The 12,574-nt window shown below is 46.2% G+C and carries 8 protein-coding genes; 3 read left to right on the top strand and 5 right to left on the bottom strand.

What is annotated here, in order from left to right; all coding sequences use genetic code 11:
- Positions 1–4 precede the first annotated feature (4 nt).
- Both pnp and tadA read left to right on the top strand, forming a co-directional pair.
- Complete coding sequence (gene pnp / locus ACRRSY_RS16395; protein WP_432452183.1) at positions 5–2,119, top strand: polyribonucleotide nucleotidyltransferase; 2,115 nt, start codon at positions 5–7, stop codon at positions 2,117–2,119.
- 379 nt (positions 2,120–2,498) lie between these two features.
- On the top strand, positions 2,499–2,987 hold the full coding sequence (gene tadA, locus ACRRSY_RS16390; RefSeq protein ID WP_432452184.1) for a tRNA adenosine(34) deaminase TadA: 489 nt from the start codon (positions 2,499–2,501) through the stop codon (positions 2,985–2,987).
- Position 2,988: 1 nt separating this feature from the next.
- On the opposite strand, the gene ACRRSY_RS16385 is transcribed toward tadA, so the two are convergent.
- Positions 2,989–3,123, bottom strand: coding sequence for a hypothetical protein (locus ACRRSY_RS16385; protein ID WP_432452185.1), 135 nt, complete (start codon positions 3,121–3,123; stop codon positions 2,989–2,991).
- A gap of 92 nt (positions 3,124–3,215) precedes the next feature.
- The gene (gene mltF, locus ACRRSY_RS16380; RefSeq protein ID WP_432452186.1) at positions 3,216–4,685 is read right to left on the bottom strand and encodes a membrane-bound lytic murein transglycosylase MltF; all 1,470 of its coding nucleotides are present in this window, start codon (positions 4,683–4,685) and stop codon (positions 3,216–3,218) included.
- Between the two features lie 180 nt (positions 4,686–4,865).
- On the opposite strand from mltF, the gene purL reads away from it, so the two are divergent.
- A complete protein-coding gene (gene purL / locus ACRRSY_RS16375) occupies positions 4,866–8,759 on the top strand; it encodes a phosphoribosylformylglycinamidine synthase (protein ID WP_432452187.1) in 3,894 nt (1,297 codons plus the stop codon).
- 73 nt (positions 8,760–8,832) lie between these two features.
- On the opposite strand, the gene ACRRSY_RS16370 is transcribed toward purL, so the two are convergent.
- From ACRRSY_RS16370 to ACRRSY_RS16360, 3 genes are all read right to left on the bottom strand, one after another.
- Positions 8,833–10,269, bottom strand: coding sequence for a methyl-accepting chemotaxis protein (locus ACRRSY_RS16370; protein WP_432463647.1), 1,437 nt, complete (start codon positions 10,267–10,269; stop codon positions 8,833–8,835).
- The gene (locus ACRRSY_RS16365; protein ID WP_432463645.1) at positions 10,245–10,493 is read right to left on the bottom strand and encodes a hypothetical protein; all 249 of its coding nucleotides are present in this window, start codon (positions 10,491–10,493) and stop codon (positions 10,245–10,247) included. The genes ACRRSY_RS16370 and ACRRSY_RS16365 overlap by 25 nt, the downstream gene beginning before the upstream one ends.
- A gap of 369 nt (positions 10,494–10,862) precedes the next feature.
- Positions 10,863–12,524, bottom strand: coding sequence for a methyl-accepting chemotaxis protein (locus ACRRSY_RS16360; RefSeq protein ID WP_432452189.1), 1,662 nt, complete (start codon positions 12,522–12,524; stop codon positions 10,863–10,865).
- Between the last annotated feature and the right edge of the window lie 50 nt (positions 12,525–12,574).

The following is a 12,574-nucleotide window of genomic DNA, read 5'->3' as shown; positions in this document are numbered from 1 at the left end:
TCACGTGAATCCTATCGTAAAAACGTTTAAATACGGTGAGAATACAGTCACCATCGAAACTGGCGCAATCGCTCGTCAAGCAACCGCTGCTGTAATGGTAACTATGGATGATACAACAGTATTTGTATCGGTAGTGGGTAAGAAAACCGCTACGCCTGGCCAAGATTTCTTCCCGTTGACTGTGAACTACCAAGAACGTACTTACGCAGCAGGTAAAATTCCTGGCGGTTTCTTCAAACGCGAAGGTCGCCCTTCAGAAGATGAAACCTTAATCGCACGTTTGATTGACCGTCCAATTCGTCCACTGTTCCCTGAAGGCTTCGTCAACGAAGTTCAAGTTGTTGCGACCGTGGTGTCTGTCAACCCACAAGTGCAGCCTGATATTGTGGCTTTGATTGGTACTTCTGCAGCGTTAAGCCTTTCTGGTATTCCATTCAATGGCCCGATTGGCGCGGCTCGAGTGGGTTACATTGATGGTAATTACATTCTTAACCCAACCACCGAAGAACTACCAGAAAGCAAACTAGATTTAGTTGTTGCGGGTACTGAAAGTGCAGTATTGATGGTTGAGTCTGAAGCTGAGCTATTATCTGAAGAAGTGATGTTAGGCGCGGTAGTCTACGGTCATGAGCAATCGAATGCAGTCATTACTGCGATTAAAGAACTATGTGAAGAAGCAGCTAAACCCGCATGGGATTGGCAAGCGCCGGCAGTTAACGTTGAACTTAAAGATAAAGTCGCGGTACTTGCTGAAGCAAAATTAACTGCCGCTTATCAAATTACCGATAAAGCTGAGCGTTATGCGAAAGTTGGCGAAATCAAGAAAGAAGTAATCGAAGCCATTAGTGCCGAAGATGTTGAACTTGACTCACAAGATATTGGCGATGAACTCGGTAAATTAGAGAAAAATGTAGTGCGTTCACGCATTATTGCTGGCGAGCCTCGTATCGATGGTCGCGAACCTGATATGATCCGCGCACTGGACGTGATGACTGGTGTATTACCGCGGACTCACGGTAGTGCGGTCTTTACTCGTGGTGAAACTCAGGCCTTAGTGACTTGTACTTTAGGTACCGAACGTGATGCTCAGATGATTGATTCATTGGCTGGCTTGCAAACCTCTCGCTTTATGTTGCACTACAACTTCCCTCCTTACTGTGTTGGTGAAACTGGCTTTATTGGCTCACCTAAACGTCGTGAAATTGGTCATGGTCGTCTGGCAAAACGTGGTGTTGCTGCGGTAATGCCAAGTTCTGAGGAGTTTCCGTATACAGTACGTGTAGTTTCAGAAATTACTGAATCAAACGGTTCAAGCTCAATGGCTTCGGTTTGTGGTAGCTCATTGGCATTGATGGATGCTGGTGTTCCAATTAAAGCTTCGGTTGCGGGTATCGCAATGGGTCTGGTGAAAGAAGGCGATAACTTTGTTGTGCTTTCTGACATTTTAGGTGATGAAGATCACCTAGGCGACATGGACTTTAAAGTAGCGGGTTCTTCTGAAGGTATCTCTGCATTGCAGATGGATATCAAAATTGAAGGTATCACCAAAGAAATTATGGAAATCGCCCTACGTCAAGCACAAGGCGCGCGTTTACATATTTTGGGTGTGATGGACCAAGCGATTGGTACTTCTCGTGAAGAGATCTCAGAATTTGCACCACGTATTCACACCATTAAGATCAGCCCAGAGAAGATCAAAGATGTGATCGGTAAAGGCGGTGCAACTATTCGTGCATTGACCGATGAAACTGGCACCACTATTGAAATTGAAGATGACGGTACCGTGAAAGTTGCCGCAACTGACAACGCGCAAGCGCAAGAAGCGATTAAGCGTATTCAGCAGCTCACCGCAGAAGTTGAAGCGGGTCAATTCTACGAAGGTAAAGTGGTTCGTCTTGCAGACTTCGGTGCATTCGTTGAAATTCTTCCAGGTAAAGATGGTTTAGTTCACATCTCGCAAATTTCTCAAGAGCGAGTTGCTAACGTTTCGGACCACTTGACTGTTGGCGATATCGTTAAAGTTAAGGTGTTGGAAGTAGACCGCCAGGGTCGCGTTCGCTTGAGCATTAAAGAAGCTGCAGCACCAGCTGAAGCCGCCGTGGAAACCCCTGCTGAATAAGCGGGTTTACTGAACGAAAAAAGCCGACCTTGGTCGGCTTTTTTATTGCCAAAAAATCAAGTTATAGAGTAAGTGTGCCTAGTTGGCATGAGGATGCGCTGTTCGTTGAGCTTTAATGGCTTTCGGTATGACGAATTATCTGTTCATTTTTACGGGCCTAAATCGCCGTAGTAGCGTTATACGCCTTGTAATTAGAGCGACCAATGACAGCACTTTATACCTCGTGGCTGGCCGATTTATTCTGTGCAATAAGTTGATCATATTATTCATCAAATTGATATTAATCTCCTGTTATAAAAACAAAGGGCAGAGTGTCTTTCAACTTATAGTGGTTCAGGTTTACAATAGCGACCCGATTTTGTTGAAGCTGAGAAAGCCTTTGGATACGACAGATATAGACTGGATGAAGCATGCCTTGGCTTTAGCCGATAGAGCTGAACAACAAGGTGAAGTGCCAGTGGGGGCTGTGGTCGTGCATCAAGGGAAAGTGGTTGGAGAGGGTTGGAATCAAACCATTACTCTGAATGATGCCACGGCTCACGCTGAAATATTGGCGCTACGTGAAGCGGGAAAAAAAATTGGGAATTACCGGCTGCTTGATACAACCCTGTACGTCACTCTCGAGCCTTGTACGATGTGTGCTGGTGCAATGGTTCATGCCCGAATAAAACGCCTGGTATTTGGTGCTCAGGATTTAAAAACGGGGGCTGCTGGTAGTGTGTTTAATATTGTCGACACAGAACAGTTAAATCATCGTGTTGAGATTGAAAGAGGGATATTAGCGGAGTGTTGTAGTGAGAAACTTAGTCGTTTTTTTCGCGGTCGTCGTGAACAACATAAGTTGCGAAAAAAACAACAGTTAAAGTGAGTTATTCAGCGTAACTGACGAACTCCATCTCTGACAAGGCATAAGAGCGTTGTCTTAATAAAACCTTACGATGCTGACGAGCCAATTGAATACGGCGACGTGGCGAATGAAGGGTAACACGTTTTCTTCTTATCATACTATCCTCTCTAGGACGCTTTTACATTTTAATCTTAAGCAAGATTAAGTGTAAAACATGACAAAATTATGACATTTCGTCAAGATGATTCTCTAATCTTTGGTGCTTACCTCTATTTTGTTCGGAATATTATGCTCATCTTCGAAGTTATCGTCTAAGGGGGGCTGCATATTTTGTATTAATTGCTGTTGGCGCTGTTCTTCTTTTTTCTGCGCTTCTAGCCATAACAAGCTTTGGTAATATTGCCGAATATTATTCACGTAGTTATAGGCTTCTTGTCCTCGTGCATAGCCGTAGCGGGTTTGTTGGTACCACTTCTTGCGCATTAACAAGGGTAGACTTTCTTTGACATCTACCCACGCATTTGGGTCGCCCCCTTGGATGCGAGTGATTCTGCGGGCATCCAGCATATGACCAAAACCAATATTATAGGCCACTAAAGCAAACCAGATCCGATCTTCGTTATGAACACTATCGGGAACTTTTTCAATCAGCTTTTCTAAGTATTGCGCACCTCCGCGAATACTTTGTTCGGGGTCGAGTCGATTGGTCACACCCACCGATTTTGCTGTGGGGAGGGTGAGCATCATCATACCACGCACGCCGGTAAATGATTTAGCCTGAGGTCGCCAATGAGACTCTTGATAGGAGACAGAGGCTAACAAACGCCAATCTAGCTGTCCCGCATATTGTTTAAACCAATTATTATATTTAGGTAGGCGAGATGCTGTTGCTCGTAAAAAGGCTCGGGTATCGACATAGTCAAATCGCTGAATATGGCCTAAATAGCGTTCATAGAGTTGAGTAATATCGCCGTTTGCGTGCTTTTGACCGATGTATTCGATTAACGCGCTATAGAGGCTGTCATCACTGAAGCGTTTCACCATCCATACCACGGGAGCGCCCTGATGAAGGGTAAAGGCTTCGGCTAAATCCGGATAAAAGCGTTGATGTAGGGAGAGGGTCGTATTGTCGACCAAGGCAAAACGGATCTCTTCATCGACGATGCTTTTTAGTAATTCGCTGCTATCCAGACGATCAGTGACTTCAATTTCTAGTTCGGGATTGTCCTTTTTATAAGCGTTTAACAAGGGTTGATGGTAACTTCCCGCGGTGATCCATATGGGCGCATCCACCTGGCTAATATCTCGTGGTCTAAAGGTGTTCTTTTTATAAACCACCTTGGCATCTACTTGGTAAATTTCTGGTGAGAAGCGAAAGTTTTCGGCGAGTGCCGGTGTTGGGGAAAGCGCAGCGCCCAGTAAGTCGACCTGTTGATGCTGTAATCCACGATACAGTTCGGTTTGATTATAGAGTGGCACCATCTGTAACTCGACACCTAAGTAGGTAGCAAAACCTTCCAGCAGCTCATATTCCATACCAGCAGGTTGTTCATGCTGGTCGTAATAAAATACCTGCTGATTATATAAGGTGCCGACTCGCAGTTTACCACGTTGACGGATCTGCTCCAGCTCAGAACTAAAGGGTTTTGGGTCACAGCCTTGTAAAAACAATAAGGCAAGCAACGCTAATAAGATTGCTGAGCGCTGCTGTTTCATCATCTAATGTGCTTCCTATTTCTATAATTAGCTTTGATTTTATGGATATCTGGCTAGCTGTCTAGCATTAAGCTTGCTTTTCCTCGTTAAGCTAACGTTTTGTTTACCATTGTGGCGGTTTTTATCTATAATACGCGCAATTTTCCCCCTCCCACCTCCATCTGGAAAAGCGAGCACATTAATATGTTGGTACTACGTGGTGCACCTGCACTGTCTGAGTTTCGAGTTGCGCAATTGCTAAAACGTTGCGCAGAGCAAGATCTGAACATTAGTTCTATTTATGCTGAGTTTATGCATTTTGCTGATATTGCTAATGATTTAAGCGATGTCGAGCAGCAAATATTGGATAAGCTGTTGACCTATGGTCCGACTATTGCGGAACATCAACCTGCAGGGCAATTACTATTAGTCACTCCTCGCCCAGGCACTATTTCTCCTTGGTCCTCAAAAGCGAGCGATATTGCGCACAATTGTGGTTTAAGCAATGTGCAACGTTTAGAACGCGGGATAGCTTATTATATTGAGTCAACTGAGACTTTAAACGAAGCTCAGTTGAGCCAAGTGAAGGCTTTAATTCATGATCGCATGATGGAAGTTGTATTTGCTGAAATGGAGTCGGTGGCGGCTTTATTTGAACATGCTAGCCCAGCGCCTTTTGCATCGGTCGATATTCTTGGTGGCGGTAAGGCTGCTTTAGAGCAAGCCAACCAAGCCTTGGGCTTGGCGCTTGCGGATGACGAGATTGACTACTTAGTGGAAAATTTCGAGAAGATGAAGCGTAATCCGAATGACGTCGAGTTGATGATGTTTGCGCAAGCAAACTCGGAACACTGTCGCCATAAGATCTTTAATGCAGATTGGACGATTGACGGGGTGAAACAGCCTAAGTCTTTGTTCAAAATGATCAAAAATACCTATGAGTTGAATAGTGATTATGTGTTATCTGCCTACAAAGATAACGCCGCGGTAATGACTGGTTCGGTGGCTGGGCGTTTTTTCCCGAATAGTGAAACTAAACAATATAACTACCATCAAGAAGCAATCCATATTTTGATGAAGGTTGAAACTCATAACCATCCCACGGCGATTTCTCCCTATCCTGGTGCCGCAACCGGTTCTGGTGGTGAAATTCGTGATGAAGGGGCAACTGGCAGAGGGTCAAAACCTAAATCTGGTATGGTTGGTTTTACCGTCAGTAATCTGCGTATTCCTGGTTTTGAACAAGCCTGGGAAAGTGATTTTGGTAAGCCAAGCCGCATCGTTGACGCCTTAGAAATTATGATTGAAGGGCCATTAGGTGGCGCGGCCTTTAACAATGAGTTCGGTCGACCGAATATTTTAGGTTACTTCCGTACTTACGAAGAACAAGTGGAAAGTTTTAACGGCCAAGAAGTTCGCGGTTATCACAAGCCCATTATGTTGGCTGGTGGTTTGGGGAATATTCGCGAAGATCACGTAGAAAAAGGCGAAATTCCAGTCGGAGCCAAAATCATCGTGCTGGGTGGCCCAGCTATGAATATTGGACTTGGCGGCGGTGCAGCCTCTTCGATGGCCTCTGGCCAATCCAGCGAAGATCTCGATTTTGCTTCGGTGCAACGAGAAAATCCAGAAATGGAACGCCGTTGTCAGGAAGTGATCGATCGTTGTTGGCAAATGGGGGACGATAATCCCATTGCCTTCATTCACGATATTGGTGCTGGTGGCCTATCCAATGCTTGTCCTGAGCTGGTCGATGACGGTGGCCGTGGCGGTGTGTTTGATCTGCGCGCGGTTCCGAATGATGAGCCTGGCATGTCACCTTTAGAGATATGGTGTAACGAATCACAAGAGCGCTATATGTTAGCGGTTGCTCCGGAACACCTCGAGGTATTTGACGCGATTTGTAAGCGTGAGCGGGCACTTTACGCAGTGATTGGCGTGGCGACCGAAGAGCGTGACCTTGTTTTGCATGATTCGCACTTTGCTAATGATCCGATCCGTATGCCCTTGGAAGTTTTACTGGGTAAAGCGCCGAAGATGCATCGCGATGTGCAAAGCGCTCGCTTTAACGGTCCCGCTTTTGATACCGCAAAAATTGAGCTAGGTGAAGCGGCTGAACGCTTATTGCGTTTGCCAACGATTGCTGAGAAAACCTTTCTGATTACCATTGGTGATCGCAGTGTAACTGGACTGGTGGCGCGAGATCAAATGGTTGGCCCTTGGCAGGTGCCGGTTGCCAACTGCGCCGTAACGGCCGCCAGTTACGATAGCTATCATGGTGAAGCGATGTCTGTGGGCGAGCGTACCCCTGCGGCCTTGATTGATCATGCCGCCTCGGCGCGTTTAGCGGTCGCCGAAGCCTTAACCAATATTGCAGCTACAAACATTGGTTCACTGAATCATATCAAGTTATCGGCTAACTGGATGTCGGCTGCTGGCCACCCCGGCGAAGACGCGGGACTTTATGCAGCAGTCAAAGCGGTGGGCGAAGAGTTATGTCCAGCGCTAGGGCTTACTATTCCGGTGGGCAAAGACTCGATGTCGATGAAGACTGCTTGGCAAGAAGATGGCCAAGAGAAGTCGGTTACGGCACCACTTTCACTGATTATTAGTGCTTTTGCTAAAGTTGACGATATTCGTTTAACGGTCACGCCGCAGTTGCGTAATGACCAAGGCGATAGCGACTTGATCTTGATTGATTTAGGTCAGGGTAAAAACCGCATGGGCGCATCCTGTTTGGCTCAGGTTTATAAGCAGCTGGGTAATCAAGTTCCTGATGTGGATTCGCCAGAGTTATTAAAAGGTTTCTTTAATGCGATTCAGGTATTAACCGCAGAACAGAAATTGCTAGCCTATCATGACCGGAGTGATGGTGGCTTGTTTACCACGGTTGCAGAGATGGCTTTTGCTGGTCACTGTGGCGTGGATATCGCGCTTGATTTGTTAGCAGGTGAAGTGGTTGATGTATTATTTAGTGAAGAGTTAGGCGCTTTGATTCAGGTGAAAACTGAACACAAAGAAGCGGTACTTAATATCTTGGCTGGTCATGGTTTAGCCAGCTGTAGTCATGTGATTGGCTCACTCAATAGCGATGATGCGATCCGCTTTACTCGCAATGGGGAAGTGGTGCTTGCCAATACTCGCACTCATTATCGGAGCATTTGGGCGGAAACCACCCATCAGATGCAAGCCTTACGTGACAACCCTGAGTGTGCCAAGCAAGAATTTGATGCCAAGCTAGATGCTGCCGACCCTGGTTTAAATGTGGGCTTAAGCTTCGACATCCATGAAGACGTTGCTGCGCCTTATATCCTTAAAGGTTTAAAACCAGAAATGGCTATCTTGCGTGAGCAAGGAGTGAACTCGCATCACGAAATGGCCGCCGCCTTTGACCGGGCGGGCTTCGCTGCGGTGGATGTGCACATGAGTGACATACTGGCAGGGCGCGTCAGCTTAGATAAATTTGCAGGTTTAGTGGCCTGTGGCGGTTTTTCTTATGGTGATGTTTTGGGCGCGGGTGAAGGTTGGGCGAAGTCCATCCTGTTTAATTCGCGGGCTCGTGAGCAATTTAGTCAATTCTTCCAACGCAATGATTCCTTCGCTTTGGGGGTTTGTAACGGCTGTCAAATGCTGTCTAATCTAAGTGAATTAATTCCAGGCGCTGATTTGTGGCCACGTTTCGTGCGCAACGAATCAGAGCGTTTTGAGGCTCGCTTTAGTCTAGTGGAAGTTCAGCAATCGCCATCAATCTTTTTGAATGGGATGGCGGGTTCACAAATGCCCATCGCTGTATCGCATGGTGAAGGGCGGATGGAAGTGCGTGACCAAGCTCACCTCGACGCACTGGCGCAAAGTGGTACGGTTGCACTGCGTTATGTGGACAACTATGGTGATGCGACCATGCAATACCCAGCCAACCCGAATGGTTCGCCTTTAGGTATTACCGGGCTGTCTACTGCCGATGGTCGAGTGACGATTATGATGCCTCACCCAGAGCGGGTGTTCCGGACGGTTGCCAACTCCTGGCACCCGGATGATTGGCGTGAAGATAGTCCTTGGATGCGGATCTTCCGCAACGCACGGGTTAACGTAGGTTAAAGCGCTCGTTGATAAAATAGCCACCGTAAGGTGGCTTTTTTATGTCGCGATTGGCTTGCCTTAAGCGAGTGGCTTATAAAGTAAAGCGTTTCACGAGTGCTTCGAGTTCTTCGGCGCGTTGTTTCAGGTTGAGACCGCTGCTGCGATTTTCTTGGGCCAAAGTAGCAGACTCGCTGGATTGGTCGGCAATTTGCACGACCCGTTGTGATATTTCGTGTCCGACATGACTCTGTTGATCGGTGGCGGTTGCGATAAGTGCATTCATATCCATGATGTGCTGGATCGATTGTTTAATTAATTGCAGTGCATCGCTGGCAGCATTGGCACCACTCACCGCTTCAGTACTGCGTTGTTGGCTACTGTCCATGGCAGAAACTGCGGCATCGGAGCCATTTTTTAAACGTTCGATCATGGTGTGGATCTCGCCAGTGCTTTGTTGAGTGCGGCTGGCAAGCTGGCGGACTTCATCGGCAACCACCGCAAATCCTCGGCCTTGCTCACCGGCTCGCGCGGCTTCAATCGCTGCATTTAAGGCGAGTAAGTTGGTTTGTTCGGCGATCCCTTGAATTACGCTTAAGGCCGAAGAAATATTTTGTACATCACCTTCGAGTTTACTAATCACCTCACTGGCTTGGGCGATTTCATCGGCGAGTGACTGTACGGTGGTGACGGCACTACCAACGGTGTTCATCGCCTGTTCGGCATTGCTGTCGACTTCTTGAGCTGAGTGTGCCGCTTGGTTTGCGTTATCGGAGACATCATGGGCTGAGGCTGTCATTTCGGTCATCGCGGTAGCGACTTGTTCGGTTTCTTCACGCTGTTCAACCAGTAGTTGGTCAACTGAGCTGGCTCGTTGAGACATTGAGGCGGTCTCTGTGGCGACATCATGCGCGACCTTTCCAACCATGCCGATAATCTCATGCAATAACGCGATAAAGGAATTGAAGTTCGTTGCCAATTGACCAAATTCGTGGACGTAATCGGTTTCTAGGCGAGCACTTAGGTCGGCGTCACCACTGGCTAACTTAGCGAAGGACTGATTTAAGGCTTGTAAAGGTGCCATGATACTTTGGTTGATTACATACCCAATTACTGTGGCAACGATCAGCAAGGCCAGGCCGATTAAGCTGATAAATAACATCGATGATTGTAGGCTTTGTTCGGAGTGTTCTTTTAAGCTTGAGATGAGCGTATCCACATCATCCGTATAAAAACCAGTTCCGATGGTTAGATCCCAGCGCTCAAGGTAGATGGCATAGCTAAGCTTCGGTTGAGCAACATCACTACCAGGCTTTGGAAAGTAATAGGTATAGAACTCGCCACGTCTGGCAGCTTTTATTAGACCTTGGATGAAGTATTGGCCCTTTTTATCTTGCAAGTTCCAAAAGTTATCACCGAGTCCTTTATCACTCTGTCCGAGTACCCAGCGCTTGCCTTTTGAATCGTAGGCAAATAAGTAGCCGTTTTTGCCAAATTTTATATTTCTTAGGATAGGCGCGGCTTGCTCCAAGCTCCCCCCTGTTCGTAGATGTGAACGATTGCTGAGTAGCTGAGATCGAGGTAGGCTTTGAGCTCTTCCTTTTTCATCTCAATTAAGCTGGCCTCGGTTTCAATGCTTTGAGATTGGTTTAGTTTCTGGGTTTCGTGATAAGTGAGTAGCAACATACTCGCAGCTAAGAGTAACACCGGCGCTAGAGCTAACACCGATAAACGTTGGCGGATAGTTAGAGACATACGTGGATCCTTCCTGGTTCTCAACTTGATGTTTTAATGATGAGTTATTTAGATTACGGATTAATGCCAGCATAATCGATTTATCGGCAGCTATGTTAGGCTTTTGTAGTATAAATAACGGATATATTTACTGTTTGTTTTATAATTAACTGTTGCTAGATGATGGCATGACTCTGAGTTTTCTTGGGGGGATCGATAACTTGTGTTTATTTTCATCTCATGGATAGCCAAATGGAGTTCATAGCTCTATTTGGCTATTTATGAGATGAGTTTTCCAAGGTCGATATATTGGCCTTGGAAAGTCTCTAGTTCTGTTGTGCTTAGCTTCGTTCCTCAATCTTTAGGGTTAAACATATGGGTTTGTAGTTTTTATAAGGTGAAGCGATTTACTAAGGTTTCTAATTGTTCCGCTCGTTGTTTTAATTTGCTGCTACCACTGCGGTTTTCTTGAGCGAGTGCTGTCGACTGGCTGGATTTATCGGCGATATGTACGATGCGTTGTGATATTTCTTGCCCTACGTGGCTTTGTTCATCGGTGGCAGTTGCGATCAATGCATTCATATCCATGATGTGTTGAATGGATTGTTTAATCAAGAGTAATGCATTATTGGCAGCATCGGCACCAGTGACGGCTTCAGTACTACGTTGTTGGCTCGTGTCCATGGCCGTAACCGCGGCATCAGAGCCATTTTTTAATCGTTCGATCATGGTGTGGATCTCGCCGGTGCTTTGTTGGGTGCGACTGGCAAGCTGGCGGACTTCATCGGCAACAACGGCAAACCCTCGGCCTTGTTCGCCAGCTCGCGCGGCTTCAATCGCTGCATTGAGAGCGAGTAGGTTGGTTTGTTCGGCAATCGCTTGAATTACGCTTAAAGCTGAAGAAATATTTTGTACATCACCTTCGAGTTTACTGATGACCTCACTGGCTTGGGCAATTTCTTCTGCCAGGTCTTTTACCGTTACTACCGCACTACCAACCGTGTTCATTGCTTGCTCTGCGTTAACATCCGCTTGATGGGCTGAGCTTGCCGCCTGGGTGGCATTGTCTGAGACATCGTGTGCAGAAGCGGTCATTTCGGTCATTGCAGTGGCCACTTGTTCAGTTTCTTCACGCTGCTCTGTTAACAATTGGTCAACGGAATTTGCACGCTTGGACATAGAGGTTGTTTCTCCTGCGACATCACGGGCGACTTTGCCAACCATGTTAATAATTTCATGTAATAAAGACATGAAAGCGTTGAAGTTGGTTGCTAATTGACCAAACTCATGCACGTAGTGTGTTTCCAGGCGAGCACTTAAGTCGGCATCGCCACTGGCGAGTTTTTTAAAGGAGTGATTGAGGTCTTGTAGTGGGGTCATGATGCTCCTATTGACAAGATAGCCAATCAGTAGCGCTAGACCTAATAAGATCAATGCAGTAATTGTTATAAAAGTAATGGAAGATTTTAGGCTTTGTTCTGCTTGTTGTTGTAATTGGGAAACAACCGCATCAACATCATCGGTATAAAAACCGGTACCAAGCATTAATTGCCAACGCTCAAGATAAATGGCGTAGCTTAGTTTGGGCTGGGCGATATCACTTCCCGGTTTGGGAAAATAGTAAGTATAAAACTCGCCTTTTTTTGATGCTTTAATCAGGCCTTGAATTAAGTATTGTCCTTGTTTGTCTTGCAGATCCCAAAAGTTATCCCCGATCCCTTTATCCACCCCGCCCATGAACACGCGAACACCTTGGTTGGTATAGCCGAAAATATAACCACTGTTACTATATTCAAGGCGTTTCAGGATTGGTAAAGCCTGTTCGAGCGTTCCTCCATTTTCGTATATTTCGGCGATGGCAGAATAACTCATATCCATATAGGACTTGAGCTCAGCTTTTTTCATTTGCAGCATACTTTGTTTAGTAGCAACCGATTGAGCGAGGCTGAGTTTTTGCGTTTCAGAAATGGTCAACGCGAGCATGCTGGTGGCCAAGATAAGCACTGGCGCGAGGGCTAAGAATATTAACCGATGTTTGATGGTGAGTGACATAATGCTGCTCTCTTTTGTTGATACAACTTTGTATTCTAGTGTAGCTTTTA

Source organism: Agarivorans sp. QJM3NY_33 (assembly GCF_050870865.2).
In the GTDB taxonomy this organism is placed as follows: domain Bacteria; phylum Pseudomonadota; class Gammaproteobacteria; order Enterobacterales; family Celerinatantimonadaceae; genus Agarivorans.
The sequence above is the reverse complement of the archived record's forward strand: the minus strand, read 5'-3'. Positions and strand labels throughout refer to the sequence as shown.